Source organism: Diaphorobacter sp. JS3051 (assembly GCF_015832135.1).
Classification (GTDB): Bacteria; Pseudomonadota; Gammaproteobacteria; order Burkholderiales; family Burkholderiaceae_C; genus Diaphorobacter; species Diaphorobacter nitroreducens.
The window spans coordinates 2142389-2157304 of record NZ_CP065406.1 but is presented as its reverse complement, the minus strand read 5'-3'; the positions used below and the strand labels follow the sequence as shown (position 1 = coordinate 2157304).

Here is a 14916-nt window from a genome sequence, read left to right as displayed (position 1 = left end):
GCGTGTTGGCGCGACTGGCGCGCTACCAGCCCGTGCGCAGCGGCCTGCAGAAACTGGCCGTGGCGTACCGTCAGCAGCAGGCTATGTCCACGGCCTCGCCAAACCATGACATTGCAGAGGTCCTGCCGATCGATCCACGGCCGGCCGTGGCGCAGGGCGGTACCCGCCTCAACCTGATGGTGCCCGCGGTCTCGCAACGGCACGTATTTGGCGGCATCGAAACCGCCCTGCAAGTCTTCGATGCCCTGCGGCCGTACTTTGACCAAGCGCGCATCATCGTGACGGACGAGGCGACGCCGGAGCCCCGCAGCGATGCCTACTACGGTGCCTGGCCCATCGTGCCCATGGCCAGTGAGTCACCGCCGTGCGATCACATCGTTGCCGCAGGCTCCCGCTGGGGACAGACGCTGGCTGTTCATGCCCAGGACCATTTCATGGCCACGGCATGGTGGACGGCCCACAACGCCTTTGCACTGTTGAATTGGCAGCGAGCACAGGTGCCCGAGGCGTCTGCCCGGCGCCTCCTGTACCTGATCCAGGACTACGAGCCAGGCTTCTACCCATGGTCGTCGCGCTACCTGCTGGCCCAGGCGACCTATGAGCAGCCTGGCAGAACCATCGCGCTGATGAACTCGCATTGGCTTGCCGACTACCTGGCTGCACAAGGCTATGCGTTTCCCGTCAAGGAGGTCCTGCAGCCACGCTTGCATCCCGCCCTTGCGGCCGCCCGCGCGCGTTGCGAAACCTTTGCCAAGGAGCGGATTCTGCTGGTCTATGGCCGTCCTGGCACCGAGCGCAACGCCTTCAGCCTGATCGTGGCGTCGTTGCGACTCTGGGCCAGGCACTACCCTCAGGCCCGCCAATGGCGCATTTTGTCCGCAGGCGAAGCGTTCGCTCCGATCGATCTCGGCAGCGGCTGCACGCTGCACAGCGTTGGTAAACTGAGCATCGAAGCCTATGCCGACCTGTTGTGCCGCACGGCGGTGGGTTTCTCGCTGATGGTCTCGCCACACCCCAGCTATCCGCCATTGGAGATGGCCGCCTTCGGCGCCCGGGTGGTCGTGAACCGCTTTGCGAACAAGGATCTCTCCGGCGTTTCGCCGCTATTGGTGTCGGCTTCGCCGCCCAACCCGGAAGGGTTCTCCGCCGCATTGCGCACACTGACGCAAGCCTTCGACCATGGCGAAACCTCCTGCATGCCCGCCAACGCTTCCGAGATGGTCTGGCAGGGTGGGTTCCTGGACTCTTGCGGCCCGGGCTTTGCTTGGGCCGCCGATGTCGCGGCCAAGCTTCTGGGTGACGCCCCTGCCATCCCCGCCACCGTGTGAACCGCTTCCTATCGTGAACACTCATTCCAGCAGCATTGGGCTGCGACCGTCGAGCAGCCCGCTGCAGTTACTGCGCAGCCTCTGGCATCACCGTTTTTTGCTCCGCCAACTGGTGCGGCGAGATGTCGCCAGCCGGTACCGAGGCTCCCTGATGGGCCTGCTCTGGTCCTTGCTGCTGCCCTGCGTGATGTTGGCGGTCTATGTATTCGTTTTCGGCTATGTTTTCACGCCGGTGCGCAAGGTGGGTGACGGGGCGCTGAGCCCCGCGTTTGCGCTGTCCCTGTTTGCCGGGATGCTGTTGCACGGCATGCTGGGCGAATGCCTGTCGCGTGCGCCTGCGGCCGTGCTGGCCCAGCCCAGCTATGTCAAGAAGGTCGTGTTCCCAATGGAACTGCTGCCGCTGGCCGTGGTGGGTACGGCGGTCGTGCAGTTCCTCATTGGCTCGGCCGTGCTGCTGCTGGCCCTGGTGCTCACCCAGGGCTTGCCGGCGACCGCCTGGTTATGGCCGCTGGCATGGCTGCCGCTGGTGGCGCTGGTGGCGGGTATTGCCCTCATGCTTGCGGCCCTCACGGTGTATTTGCGCGACCTGGCCCAACTCACCGGATTCGTCGCGACATTGCTGTTGTTTCTCTCCCCGGTCTTCTACCCGTTGGAGAGCCTGCCGCCCAACTGGCAGCATTGGCTGCTGCTCAATCCGCTCACGGTGCCCATCGAGGCAACCCGCAGCCTGCTGGTCCATGGACAGGGCTTGAATTGGGCTCACTGGAGTGCCCATGCAGCGGGGTGTCTGGCCACGCTCTGGGCCGGCTGGTGGATTTTTCAGCGCGCGCGCAAGGGGTTTGCCGATGTCATCTGAAATACCATCCGGCGGCTGGGCGATCCGCGCGCAGGGCCTGGGCAAGACCTACCGCTTGTACGACAAACCGCACCATCGCCTGCTGCAATCGCTGTGGCGTGGGCGCAAGAACTACTTCCGAGAGTTCGCGGCCTTGAGCGACGTCTCGTTCGAGCTGGCGCGGGGACAGACCCTGGGCATCATCGGGCGCAACGGCGCGGGCAAGTCCACGCTGCTGCAGATCATCTGCGGAACCCTGACGCCCTCGGCCGGGCAAGTGCAGGTGAACGGACGCATTGCCGCCCTGCTGGAGCTGGGCACCGGCTTCAATCCCGAATTCACCGGACGCGAAAACATCGTCATCAATGCCGCCATCCTTGGCTTGAGCCAGCGTGAGATTGCCGAACGGCTCGATGACATCATCGCCTTCGCCGATATCGGCCCCTTCATCGACCAGCCCGTCAAGACTTATTCCAGCGGCATGTATGTGCGGCTGGCGTTCGCCGTGGTGGTGCACGTCAACCCCGACATCCTCATCGTGGACGAAGCCCTGGCCGTGGGCGATGCCCTGTTCCAGGCCAAGTGCATGACCCGCATGCGCCGGATGCTGGACGACGGCCTCACCCTGCTGTTCATCAGCCACGACATCGCGGCCGTCAAGGCCTTGTGCCAGCGCGCGCTCTGGCTTGATCACGGACGAGTGCGCGCCCTCGGAGCCACTCCGGAAGTCACGCGCGATTACGACCACGACTGGATCCGCCAGGCCAACGCAGCCCACGACCTGCCCACGGATGCGCCGGCCGCCGCTGCCGCGTCCGACGCTGAGGCGCTGTTGCCGTCCGGCGTAGGCACGGGCGCGGTCGCACTGCTCGCGGTCGGCTGGGGCGTGGCGGGCATGTTCGGCACCGAAGCCCGAGCCCAGCACGGCGACACCCTGCACCTGCGCCTGCGCCTGCAGCTGCGCCAGCCCTGCCGGCACCTGGTCGTGTCGTATCACATCAAGAATCGGCAAAACCAGCATATCCTGGGCGGCCACAGCAGCGACCGCCCCGAGGTGCATGGCCGCGCCTGGCAGTCGGGCGAGGTGCTTGAACTGGCCTTCGACATTCCCGTGCACCTGCACCAGGGCGACTATGCCCTGACCGTGCTGGCGGCGAGCATGGCCGATGTGGCGCATTACACCGACGCCGTGTTCCACCTGTGGGCCGATGACGTCGCCACATTGCACGTCATGCCGCGTGCGCATTTTCCGCTCAGCGACCTGATCGAACCCCCGCAGGACCTGAGCGTCATCCCGCATGCCCCATGGCTCGTGCTGGACGATTTTTTCCCCAACCTGCTCACGGGTTTTCGGGTGGCCGAATACAACGCCCACCTCGCGGCCTTTCCGCAGCTGTCGGTGCTCTCCAGCCTGGGCGACTTTGCCTCGCAGCATGCGCGCTATGCCGAGCATTACCCGGCGCTCGCCCATCGGGTGCGGCCGTTTGCACCGGCCTGGCTGGCAGGAGCAGGGCTGGCGTTCCTGAACTTCCTGAACAACGCGCACCAGTTCTTGCCGGCGCTGCAGCAGTACCGGGTGCCTTTCGTGCTGACCCTGTACCCCGGCGGTGGCTTCGGCCTCGATGAGCCGGAGAGCGACGCCAAGCTGGCCGCGGTGCTGGCCTGCCCGCTGTTGCAGGCCCTCATCGTCACCCAAGGCGTCACGCAGGACTATGTGCAGCGGTTTGCCGCGGGGCGTGGCCTGGCCTTGCCCCCCCTGCACCGCATCGACGGCGTGGTGGTCAATCCGCTCTATCTCGAGGTCGAGGCGCCCGCGCGCGACGCCATGGCCGACAAGGCGGTGCTGGACATCTGCTTCGTGGCCGAGCGTTACATGCCCCAGGGCGCGAACAAGGGCTACCCCGCATTCATCGCGGCGGCCCTGGCGTTGGCGGACTGCGCCCGGTTGCGCTGGCACATCGTGGGCGGTGGCTTCACACCCGAAGAAATCGACGTCAGCGCGCTGGGCGACCGCATCCAGTTCCACGGCCGGCTGACCACGCAGGACTTGCGTCAGTTCTATGCCCGCATGGACCTGATCGTCTCGCCCAACCAGCCCTACCTCCTGCATCCCGGCAATTTCGACGGTTTCCCCACCGGTTGCTGCGTAGAGGCCGCCCTGTGCGGCGTTGCCGTCATGGCCACCGATGCCCTGCAGCAAAATCCCGGCTACGTCGATGGCGAATCCATGCTGATGCTCGACGCCGCCTCCGAGGTTTCTCTGGCGCAGCAAATCGAAATCCGCATCCGCCAGATACTCGCGGACCCCGCGGTGCTGACCCGCATCGGCCAGGCCGGGCAGGTGTTCACGCGCGAGCTGTACGCCCCCGAGCGGCAGATCGGCGAACGCCAGCGCATCCTGCGCAGCGTGGCCCAGCGGCTCGGGCTGCCGGTGCCGATGGAAGAGAATCCGCTGCCATGACGCCCCTCATCCTCTTCGGTGCCGGAGGCCACGCGCGCGAAGTGGCGCAGCTGGTGCGCGACATCAACCAGGCCCAGCCCGGCAGCTGGCAGCTGCTCGGTTTCATGGCCGACCCCGGCGCCGCCCCCGGGAATCCCATGCCCCTGCCTGCCCCCTGGCTGGGGGACAGCCAGCAGGCGCTGGCCGCCCACCCGGGCGCCCACTGCATCGTCGCCGTAGGCGATTCCCGGGCTCGCCGCAGGATCGCAGCCCAATTGCGGCAGCAGCACCCCGGGCTGCGCTTTGCCACCTTGGTCCACCCGCGGGCCTGGCTGGCGGAAGGGGTTCACCTGGGGCCCGGCAGTGTGGTGTTTGCCGGCGCCTGCATCAATGTCGATGTCACCATTGGACGCCATGCCAGCATCAACCTGGCCTGCACCATCAGTCACGACTGCGTGCTGGGCGAATACGTCAGCCTCGGCCCCGGCGTGCATCTGCCGGGGGGGGTGACGCTGGGCGAGGCGGTCGATGTCGGCACCGGGGCCTGCTTTCGGCCCCGCGTCAGCGTGGGGGCCAACGCGGTCATCGGCGCCGGCGCCGCCGTGGTGCATGATTTGCCTGGCAATTGCGTGGCGGTGGGGGCGCCTGCACGCCCGACCAGACCTTAATGAAAAGATCCCTAATGGGTGAGAGGAGGCATTTGGGGCATGGCATTTCACGCCAATGGGTCTGTCCACCCGGAGCCAGGACAACCATTCGCCAACGGCGGACACGCATTTCGATACTCCCGCCGCTTGCTGGGAGCGATGGCGGTTCTGGCAGTTTGCGTCGGCATGGCCATGTGCTTCCTGTCGCCGGCACTGAATGCACCAGACGAGGTCTATCACTGGCAACGGGCGGTGCAGGTCTCGCATGGTCAGTTTCTTGCTGACCGGCGTGAGGGGCAGGACTATGGCGGAGAAATAGACGTAGCCGCACTTGAATTCGCCCGCTGGGCGAATTCCCACTTCGAACGCTCCTCCGCGTTCAGCCTCAGCCAGGCCAGGCAAGTCTCGGCAGCGCTTGCAGACAACGAGGGCATGGCACGGGCCTCGTTTCCAAGCAGCGCCTCATTTTCACCGTTGGCGTACCTGCCACAGGCCTCCGGGATCGCAGTGGCGCGTCATCTGGGAGGCGGAGTCTTCGAGCAGATGATCGCTGGCCGTATGGCCAACCTGCTGGCGTATGTGGCGCTGATGGCAGCAGCGGCTTGGGTGGCACCCTGCGGGCGGCGCCTGGTGGTGATGCTGGCGCTCACGGCCCCCGCGCTGTATCTGGCGGCATCGGTGAGCGCAGACCCGCTCAATTTTGCCCTGCCGGCCTTGCTCTTCGCCTGGTGCCTCCGGCTGCGCTTCGATGATTCGGCCCGCCTGTCACGCCGCGGGCGTTTGGGCCTCGGGCTGATGCTGGTGTCGTTGTCCCTGCTGAAACCGATTTATCTGTTGCTGGCCGGCATGGCGCTGCTCGTGCCGGCGCGGCATTTCGGCGGTCGTCGTGGGCGAGGTTTTTTCTTGCTGGCGGCCATTGGTGCAGGGTTGGTGCTTACGCTGGCCTGGAATGCCGTCTACCCCTTCATGCCGGGGCGTTATTGGGGGACTGATGCGGCCCCGAAGGCTGTACTGCTGAGCATCGTGCATGCCCCGCTTGCCGGCCTGGAATACTTTGTTCACAGCCTGCTCCATCAACTGCCCGTGATGTGGCTGGACGGTTGGGGCCGGATGGGGGGGTATCCGCCGCCCTTTATGACCAATGCGCCCAGGGCGCTGTCCTGGGCCGGCTTGGCAACGATGCTTGCGATTGCCGCATCCGACGGCCATCAGCCCCGAGATCTGCGTGCCTCCGCGTTCATGGTGGCACTCGCCGCGCTGTTCACAGGCGTCATCTTCCTGGCCTTCTGGCTCAGCTTTTCGCCGTCGAACGCTGCCGTCATCCAGGGCGTGCAAGGCCGCTACTTCCAGCTCGTCTTTTTGCTGATCGGCTGGGCGCTGGTTTGTGCGGCGCCGTTCGGAAAGGTGTTTCAGCGGTGGCGTGCGCCCTTGTTGATTTTGGGTCTTGTGTTACAGACGGTATCCTTGTTGCAGGGGATGGGGGAGTTCCGCTTTTATTGGGCCAGCTAGGTTCTTTTATGAATAACAAATTGCGTCTTGCGGTATTGATACCCTGCTTCAACGAAGAAGTGGCGATTGGGACGGTCGTGCGTGATTTCCAGCGGGTTCTGCCGCAGGCGACGATCTACGTGTTCGACAACAATTCGCGTGACAACACCGTGGCCATCGCGCGCAGTCTGGGCGCCGTGGTGCGCCATGTACCCCTGCAAGGCAAGGGAAACGTCATGCGACGCATGTTTGCCGACGTCGAGGCCGACATCTACGTCCTGGTCGATGGCGATGCCACGTACCACGCCGAAAGCAGCCCGCAAATGATTGACCTGCTGCTGGCCGAGGGCCTGGACATGGTCGTCGGGCGCCGCGAAAGCATCGAAGAGTACAGCTACCGCCTGGGACACCGCTTGGGCAATCGCATGCTGACGGGCTTCGTAGCCCGTCTGTTCGGGCGGCGCTTCACCGACATGCTGTCGGGCTACCGGGTGTTTTCCCGCCGCTACGTGAAATCCTTCCCCGCCCTGGCGCGGGGTTTCGAGACCGAGACCGAGCTGACGGTGCATGCACTCGAGCTGCGCATGCCGGTGGCGGAAGTCGATACCCCGTACAAGGCGCGGCCAGAAGGCTCCTTCAGCAAGCTCAACACCATCCGCGATGGCTTGCGCATTCTGAACACCATCGTGCGCTTGTTCCGGCTCGAACGCCCCCTGCTGTTTTTCAGCCTGATCAGCGCATTGCTCGCCCTGCTGGCCGTGGCGTTGGCCGTGCCGCTGGCCGTGACCTATGTCGAAACTGGCTTGGTGCCACGGCTGCCCACCGCCGTGCTGGCCACCGGCCTGGGGCTCCTGTCCAGCCTGTCCCTGACCTGCGGCCTCATCCTTGAGAACGTCACCCACACCCGGCAGGAAGTACGCCGGCTGATTTATCTCGGCATTCCGTGCAGCGGCCTGCCCGGCACGGTAGGCGCGTCAGTCGGGAGCCAGGATTGACGGGTCGGCTGCTGCGCTTCGGACTGGTCGGCACGGCCGGCTTCGTGGTGGATGCCGGGCTGCTGCAAACCATGGTGCAGTGGGGCGGGGTCAACCCCTTCCTGGCGCGCCTGGGCTCCTTCATGGCCGCCGCCACGGCCACCTGGTGGCTCAACCGCTGCTTCACGTTTCGCGTGGGCAGCCAGGCCAGCGCAGGGGAGTGGATGCGCTACGTCACCACGATGGTGCTGGGCGGGTTGGTCAACTATGGCGCATACGCCGCGCTTTTGTTGTGGCTGCCACTGGCCATGCGCCAGCCCTGGCTCGGCGTGGCCTTCGGCTCCCTGGCGGGGATGGCGGTCAACTATTACACCTCCAGCCGCTTCGTGTTCGCGCGCTAGGCGTGCAGGGATCGTCCCCGAATGGTGAGCGGGGCGCACCATAACAACGTCACCGGTTGCCTGCACTGGCGGGGTGACATCTCCTACCCCATCTACCTCATCCATGTGGGAATGATCTTTGCCATTGACGCGTTGGGGGGGGCGTGGCTGGCAGGCGCTGCTGTCCAACATCGTCCTCACCCTGGCCTTGGCGGCATTGCTACATTACCTGATTGAAAACCCGAGCCGACGCTGGGGTGCGCGCTTGGTGCGCTCCAGAGCCCGCTCGCTAGACTGCCGCCCATGCTGACTCCCCACGCCTCGACGCCTGTTCCCTTCGCCCAGCCCATCTACGTCACCCGGCCGATGCTGCCGCCGCTGAGTGAATACACCGCTTTGCTGCAGGAGGTATGGGACAGCGGCTGGCTGGCCAATGGTGGCGAGCAGCACCGTGCCCTCGAGGCCGAGCTTGTGCAGTGGCTGCGGGTGCCCCACCTCAGCCTCTTCAACAACGGCACCATCGCCCTGGTCGTGGCCTGCCAGGCGCTGCGCCTTGCCGGTGAAGTCATCACCACCCCCTTCACCTTCCCGGCCACGCCGCATGTGCTCCGCTGGAACAACATCACCCCGGTGTTCGCCGACATCGACCCGGAAACCCTGTGCATCGATCCGGCCGGCGTGGAGTCCCGTGTGACGCCTAGCACCACAGGCATCCTCGGTGTGCATGTCTACGGCGTACCTTGCGATGTGCACGCCCTGGATGGCATCGCCCGCAGCCACGGCCTGCGCGTGGTCTACGACGGTGCCCATGCCTTCGGCACCCAGATCGACGGGCAGACCATCGCCAGCTTTGGCGATGCCACCATGCTCAGCTTCCACGCCACCAAGCTGTTCCACACCGCCGAGGGCGGCGCGCTGGCGGTCAACGACCCCGAACTCAAGCAGCGCATCGACCTGCTGAAGAATTTCGGCATCAAGAACGAGGAAGAGGTCGTCATGCCCGGCATCAACGGCAAGATGAGCGAGCTGCAGGCCGCGCTGGGCCGTGTGGTGCTGCGCCATGTCGGCCAGGAGCGCCAGCGCCGCGCCGCCGTGCGCCAGGTGTACGAGCAGCGCCTCGCGGGCATCGAGGGCCTGCGCCTGCATGCCATGCCCGCCGGCGTGACCAACAGCCTGCAATACCTCGTGCTGCGTGTAAACGCCGAGCAGGCCGGTTGCAGCCGCGACACCCTGCACGAGCGCCTCAAGCGCTACAACATCATCACGCGCAAATACTTCCACCCCCTGTGCAGTGAGTACAGCTGCTATCGGCAGTTGCCCAGCGCCAGCCCGCAACAGCTTCCCAACGCCTACCGGGTCGCGTCCGAGGTATTGGCGCTTCCCCTGTACGGCGCTCTCAGCGGCGACGACGTGCACCGCATCTGCGACACCATCGTGCATAGCCTGCGCGCCTGAGCATCGCAGCCATGCATGGGCTGGCGCAAGCAGTGATTAAGGTGTTTCATGCCTGTAGTGCTTGCCAGGCAAGCGCTTGATGCTATGAAAATTGCGTTATAGCCCCTTGGTGCCGGCATGCCGGCGGGGACAGGCGCTCTAGAAACTTCCGGTAACAGTGCCCATGCCATGGGGTATCCTTGACACGGTGGACACCTTCGTGAGGGCGGGGCCAGTCCGACCCGGCCAACGCCCATTCCCGCAGGTCCGCGATCGACCCCGCCGCGCGGCTGACCGGCCTGGCCATGCAACGCCATACCGTCCAGATGCTTTCAAGGGAAAGATCGCTGCAGCGCCGCGTAAGCAAGGTCGTATGTCAATACCTGCCTGATTCCTGGATCCATCGTGAAGTATTTCCGAGTGTCTCGCCGCAGCCTGCCTGCAGGGTGTGCCTGCATCGTTCTGAGTACCGGCGTGACCCTGGCGGCCCAGGCCGACGAACTGGGCTACGAGCTGTCGGAGCGGGACTACCTGAGCGAGATACCGCACATCTACTCCGCCTCGCGGCTGCCGCAGCAGCTGGAAGACGCCGCCGGCGCGCTCACCGTGCTCGATCGCGAATTCATCCGCCTGACGGGCGCGCGCGAGCTGACGGAAGTGTTTCGCTGGGTGCCCGGCTTCCAGGTGGCCACCTCGGCCGGGGGGCGCCCCGTGGTGGCCTACCACGGGCTGTCGGGGCAGATATCGCAGCGCATGCAGGTCTATGTGGACGGCCGCTCGGTGTATGCCCCCTACCTGTTTGGCGGGGTCGACTGGAGCGCCCTGAGCGTGCCCCTCGACGAGATCGAGCGCATCGAAATCCAGCGCGGCTCCAACTCCGTCACCTATGGCGCCAACGCCTTTTTGGGGGTCATCCACATCGTCACGCGCGCCGCCGCGCAGAGCGTGGGGGTGCGGGCCGAGGTCGTGCAGGGCAGCGCCGGCGTGGCCGACCGGCACATCCGCTGGGGGCATGCGCAGCCCGCAGCGCAGTGGCGGATTGCCGCCGGTCAGCGCTCGGACGACGGCCTGGCCGGGCGTCCCGACGGTTACCGCACCAACTACCTCGACCTGCGCGCCGAATTCCAGCCCTCCAGTACCCAGGAGTGGTCCATCACCTCCGGCATCACCCGCAGCCACCTGGGCTCGGGCTTCGAGAAGCGGGTGGGCGACCCCCCGCGCACGGAGATCGCGGAATCGGCCTCCCTCCAGGCGCGTTACCGGCAGACTGTCGACCCCGGGCAGGAGTGGAGCGTGACCATGTCCTCGACCCAGGACAGCGGCGACGACAGCTTCGACATCCCCTTGCTCGACAAAGGCTCCCTGCACATCGACGGCCGTCGCCGCGCCAACCGCTATGCGCTGGATTACCAGCATTTCAAGGACCTGTCGCCGCAATGGCGAGCCTCGTGGGGGCTGGGCTACCGGCAAGACAGCGTCACCGCGTTCCAGCTCTTCAACAGCGGCGCCCCCCAAACCAACGCCTCATGGCTGGGCTTTCTCAATGCCGAATGGAGACCCTCCACGCACTGGACGCTGAACTTCGGCAGCCTGGTCGAGCGCGACCGGTTGGCGCCCACCCAATGGGCGCCGCGGCTGGCGATCAACTGGAAGCCGCTGGCCGCACACACCTTCAAGCTCGGCTACTCGTCTGCGTTTCGCACCCCCAGCATTTTTGAGCAGCGCGCCGACTGGCGCATCCAGAACGAAGGAAACACGCTGGACATCCGTTACCTGTCCAGCGGAGGGCTGCTGCCAGAGAGGGTGAACGCCTGGGATCTGGTGTATCTGGGCCAATGGCGCGAGCAGGGCCTGACGCTGGATGCACGGCTGTTTCAGGAAAAACTCTCGCGCATCGTCACCGGCAGGCTGACCCTGTTGCCCATGGGCGCAACCTTTGCTCCCAATGCGGCGGCCTATGACCTGCGCAACAACGCCTCGGCCATCAACCGCGGGGTGGAGTACCAGCTGAGCTGGCGCCCCGCCGGCGGCACCATCGTAAGCTGGAACCAGTACTTTGCCCGGCCCCAGGCCTCGCCCGCGGTCATCGCGCAGACCATCGCGCGGCGCAGCACCGGCCTGCTGGTCTCGCATGCCTGGCCCCGGGGCTGGACCACGGGGCTGGGCTACACCAGCATGAGCTCCATGCGCTGGCTGGGCGAGCCCACGCAGGTCGGCGCGCAGCGATTTGCCTCGCTGCGCGTGGCGCGCTCCCTGCGCGTCAACGGCTCGCATGTGCATGTCGCCGTCCGCTGGTTCCAGCCGCTCGGGCAATCCGACGAATTCCGGGAGCTGCAGCGCGAACGGCGCAAACTGTGGCTTGCCGTGAGCCTGGAATACTGAGGCGCACGCTCATGGCCCGCGCAATCGTCCGCGCCCTGCTCAGGCATATCCTGGGCGCCGCCGGCCTGCTGCTCTGCCTGGGTGTGCAGGCCAACACCCTGGGCATCGTCACCAGCGGGCAGGGCGCGGCCTACGATGAGTTCGTCGAGGCCGTGCGCCAGGAACTGAAATCCGTACCGGGGCTGAAAATCCAGCTGGTCGGGCTCGACGCCGAGGCCAGCGCCCTGCCGCTGCCCGGCGACACCTTCATGGTGCTGGCCGTGGGGCTGCAGGCCACGCGCCGCACCGTGGCCCTGGCACCGGCCGATGCGCGTTGGCCGCTATTGAGCGTCATGGTGCCCCGGGCCTCCTTCGAGGCATTGAATCCGCCCCCGCGCAATGCGCGGCGGCTCTCCGCCATCTACATCGACCAGCCCCCGCAGCGCCAGGTGGAGCTGATCCGCGCCCTGCTGCCCGGCGCCCGCAACGTGGGCCTGGTGGTGGGACCGACCCACCAGCGCGACCTCGACGCCATCCGCGCGCTGGCCACCGCCAAGGGCCTGGCGCTGGTCACGGAGAAGGCCGCGCGCGACACCGAGCTGTACCCGGCGCTCCAGTCCGTCCTGAGGTCCTCGGACGTGCTGCTGGCGCTGCCAGACCCCTACGTCATCAACGTATCCACCGCGCAAAACCTGCTGCTCACCGCCTTCCGGTTCCGGGTGCCGGTCATCGGCTACTCGGCCGCCTACGTGCGCGCCGGGGCGCTGGCCGCGGCCTACAGCACACCGCGCCAGATCGGGCAGGAGGCGGCCCAGGTGGCGCGCCAGTTGTGGCGCGGCGGGGCCTTGCCCACGCCCCGCTATCCGCGCAACTTCAGCATCGCCATCAACCGGCCGCTGGCCGAGAGCCTGGGGCTCAACCTGCCCGACGAGGCCGCGGTGCAGCAGCGCCTGCAAGCGCTGGAGAGCAGCGAATGACGCCTGGGCGCATCGCCGCGCGCCTGCTGCACCCGCTGGCGTGGCACCGCATGGACCTGCGCGGGCGCCTGATGTGGCTGGCCATGCTCCCGGTGCTGGTGTTTGCGGTGGTCTGGGGCAGCTACGTGATCCGCCAGCGCGACGCCGACCTGGCGGCGCAGCTGCAGCAGCGCGCCCAGCTGCTGGCGCGGCAACTGGCGGTGGCGGCGGACTACGGCATCTTCTCCTTCAACCAGGCGGCGCTGGACAACATCGCCCTGGGCGTGCTGCGCGAATCCTCGGTGATCTCGGCCACCATCATCGCTGCTGACGGGCGGGTGCTGGCCACCCGCCATGCGCCCGCCCAGGGCCAGGCCATCCCCCCCGGCCAGCTGCAGGCCATGCTGGAGGCCTCCAGGCGTGGCGGCGGGGGCGGGGTCAGCGAACACAATGCGCACTGGGTGGCCCACCTGGAGCCGGTGCGCACCCCCTTGCTGGACGTCGACGACCTGCCCGAGGCGGCGCATCCCCAGCGCCACGCCCCCCCGCAAGGCCATGTGATCGTGCAAGTGAGCACGCGCAGCATCCGCACCGAGTTGTTCGACTTCGGGCTGCGCGTCATGGTGCTGCTGGCGGGGGTGCTGCTCAGCGGCTGGGTCATGGCGCGCCGCATCAGCACCAGCCTCGACCAGCGCATCCAGGCCGTGGTGCAGGCGGCGCAAAAAATCGGCGCGGGCCATATCGGCATCCGGCTGCCCGCCAGCGCCATCCCCTCGTTCGCACGTCTGTCGCAGGACATCAACGGCATGGCCGAACAACTCGAACAGTCGCGCCAACGGCTGGAGCAGCGCGTCCTCGAGGCCACCCAGGCCCTGCGCGAGCAGCGCGATGCCGCCGAGCAGGCCAACCGCGACAAGACCCGGTTCCTGGCCGCCGCCAGCCACGACCTGCGCCAGCCCATGCACGCCCTGAACCTGCTGCTGGAGGCCCTGAAGCAGGAAAGCCGTAGTGACGAGCGCGCCAGGCTGCTGGAGCGCATCGAGGCCAGCAGCCAGGCCATGAGCGCGCTGCTCGACGCCCTGCTCGACATCTCGCGGCTGGACGCCGGCACCGTGCGCCTGCAGCGCGCCCCGCTGCAGCTGCAGCCCCTGCTGCTGCGCCTGCGCGACACCTACGAGCGCCAGGCCGAGCGCAAGGGCATTGCGCTGGTCATCCACGGCTCGCAGGCCTGCGTGCGCAGCGACCCCCTGCTGCTGGAGCGCATCCTGGGCAACTTCCTCTCCAACGCCCTGCGCTACACCCCGCCGGGAGGTTGCGTGCTGCTGGCCGTGCGCCTGCGCGGCGCGCACTGCGTGATCCAGGTCCGCGACAACGGCCCCGGCATCGCGCCCGACGAACAGGCGGCCGTGTTCCAGGAATTCGTGCAGCTGCACAACCCGCAAAGAGACCGCAGCCAGGGGCTGGGGCTCGGCCTGGCCATCGTCCAGCGCCTGGCCCGGCTGCTCGACCACCCCGTGGGCGTGCGCTCCTGCCTGGGGCACGGAGCCACCTTCCACATCCAGCTGCCCCGCTGCGAAGTCGCGCCCCCGGCGGCGCCCGGCGTGCCGCCGCCGCACGGCGCGTCCACGCCGGCATCGCCCGGCCTGGAGGGCTGCCGCATCCTTCTCGTGGAAGACGATGCCCTGGTGCGCGACGGCTACGCGCGCCTGCTGCAGCTGTGGGGGGGCGAGGCCCGCGTCCACGCCAACGCCGACGCGGTGCTCACCGCCCTGGGCCAGGACGGCTGGCGCCCGCACCTCATCGTCACCGATCACCGCCTTGGCGGCGCGCTCAACGGCCGCCAGCTCATCGACGCGCTGCGCCGCCACTGGGCGGCCGAGCTGCCGGCGGTCATCCTGACCGGCGACACCGAAGACGCCGCGCTGGGCCAGTCGGGCACCGAGCGCCTGCGCGTGCTCTACAAACCCGTCAAGCCGGCAGAGCTGCGCCAGGTGCTGGTGCAACTGTGGCGCGCCGGGGGCGCCGCCACCCCGCCCAGGGATTGACGGGCGCCGAGTGCCTGTAATATCGCGC

General features: G+C 67.1%; 11 protein-coding genes. All 11 read left to right on the top strand.

Features of this window, described 5'->3' with window-relative positions:
• Window positions 1-2 precede the first annotated feature (2 nt).
• The 11 genes from I3K84_RS10315 (at window position 3) to I3K84_RS10265 (ending at window position 14888) form a co-directional block, all read left to right on the top strand.
• Window positions 3-1328, top strand: a complete 1326-nt coding sequence (locus I3K84_RS10315) for a glycosyltransferase family 4 protein (protein WP_172751393.1) — start codon at window positions 3-5, stop codon at window positions 1326-1328.
• 151 nt (window positions 1329-1479) lie between these two features.
• Window positions 1480-2184 (top strand): ABC transporter permease, encoded by a 705-nt coding sequence (locus I3K84_RS10310; RefSeq protein ID WP_049756445.1) that lies wholly within the window; start codon window positions 1480-1482, stop codon window positions 2182-2184.
• The gene (locus I3K84_RS22540) at window positions 2174-4624 is read left to right on the top strand and encodes an ATP-binding cassette domain-containing protein (RefSeq protein WP_011804004.1); all 2451 of its coding nucleotides are present in this window, start codon (window positions 2174-2176) and stop codon (window positions 4622-4624) included. The genes I3K84_RS10310 and I3K84_RS22540 overlap by 11 nt, the downstream gene beginning before the upstream one ends.
• Window positions 4621-5271, top strand: a complete 651-nt coding sequence (locus I3K84_RS10300; RefSeq protein ID WP_011804005.1) for an acetyltransferase — start codon at window positions 4621-4623, stop codon at window positions 5269-5271. The genes I3K84_RS22540 and I3K84_RS10300 overlap by 4 nt, the downstream gene beginning before the upstream one ends.
• A gap of 39 nt (window positions 5272-5310) precedes the next feature.
• Window positions 5311-6759, top strand: a complete 1449-nt coding sequence (locus tag I3K84_RS10295; RefSeq protein ID WP_135149851.1) for a DUF2142 domain-containing protein — start codon at window positions 5311-5313, stop codon at window positions 6757-6759.
• 8 nt (window positions 6760-6767) lie between these two features.
• Complete coding sequence (locus I3K84_RS10290; protein WP_196996042.1) at window positions 6768-7733, top strand: glycosyltransferase family 2 protein; 966 nt, start codon at window positions 6768-6770, stop codon at window positions 7731-7733.
• Window positions 7730-8113, top strand: coding sequence for a GtrA family protein (locus tag I3K84_RS10285; protein WP_011804008.1), 384 nt, complete (start codon window positions 7730-7732; stop codon window positions 8111-8113). Before I3K84_RS10290 ends, I3K84_RS10285 begins: the two co-directional genes overlap by 4 nt.
• A gap of 282 nt (window positions 8114-8395) precedes the next feature.
• The gene (locus I3K84_RS10280; RefSeq protein ID WP_103738560.1) at window positions 8396-9547 is read left to right on the top strand and encodes a DegT/DnrJ/EryC1/StrS aminotransferase family protein; all 1152 of its coding nucleotides are present in this window, start codon (window positions 8396-8398) and stop codon (window positions 9545-9547) included.
• A gap of 384 nt (window positions 9548-9931) precedes the next feature.
• Entirely contained in the window at window positions 9932-11908 is a 1977-nt protein-coding gene (locus I3K84_RS10275) for a TonB-dependent siderophore receptor (RefSeq protein WP_083766721.1), read from the top strand.
• Between the two features lie 11 nt (window positions 11909-11919).
• Entirely contained in the window at window positions 11920-12864 is a 945-nt protein-coding gene (locus tag I3K84_RS10270; protein WP_011804011.1) for an ABC transporter substrate-binding protein, read from the top strand.
• Window positions 12861-14888, top strand: a complete 2028-nt coding sequence (locus I3K84_RS10265; RefSeq protein ID WP_196996041.1) for an ATP-binding protein — start codon at window positions 12861-12863, stop codon at window positions 14886-14888. The genes I3K84_RS10270 and I3K84_RS10265 overlap by 4 nt, the downstream gene beginning before the upstream one ends.
• Window positions 14889-14916: the final 28 nt, after the last annotated feature.

Bases quoted from the DNA above. Each gene is read 5' to 3' on its own strand.
- I3K84_RS10310 (WP_049756445.1), top strand. From the start codon at position 1,480: ATGGGCCTGCTCTGGTCCTTGCTGCTGCCCTGCGTGATGTTGGCGGTC.
- I3K84_RS22540 (WP_011804004.1), top strand. From the start codon at position 2,174: ATGTCATCTGAAATACCATCCGGCGGCTGGGCGATCCGCGCGCAGGGC.
- I3K84_RS10300 (WP_011804005.1), top strand. From the start codon at position 4,621: ATGACGCCCCTCATCCTCTTCGGTGCCGGAGGCCACGCGCGCGAAGTG.
- I3K84_RS10295 (WP_135149851.1), top strand. From the start codon at position 5,311: ATGGCATTTCACGCCAATGGGTCTGTCCACCCGGAGCCAGGACAACCA.
- I3K84_RS10290 (WP_196996042.1), top strand. From the start codon at position 6,768: ATGAATAACAAATTGCGTCTTGCGGTATTGATACCCTGCTTCAACGAA.
- I3K84_RS10280 (WP_103738560.1), top strand. From the start codon at position 8,396: ATGCTGACTCCCCACGCCTCGACGCCTGTTCCCTTCGCCCAGCCCATC.
- I3K84_RS10270 (WP_011804011.1), top strand. From the start codon at position 11,920: ATGGCCCGCGCAATCGTCCGCGCCCTGCTCAGGCATATCCTGGGCGCC.
- I3K84_RS10265 (WP_196996041.1), top strand. From the start codon at position 12,861: ATGACGCCTGGGCGCATCGCCGCGCGCCTGCTGCACCCGCTGGCGTGG.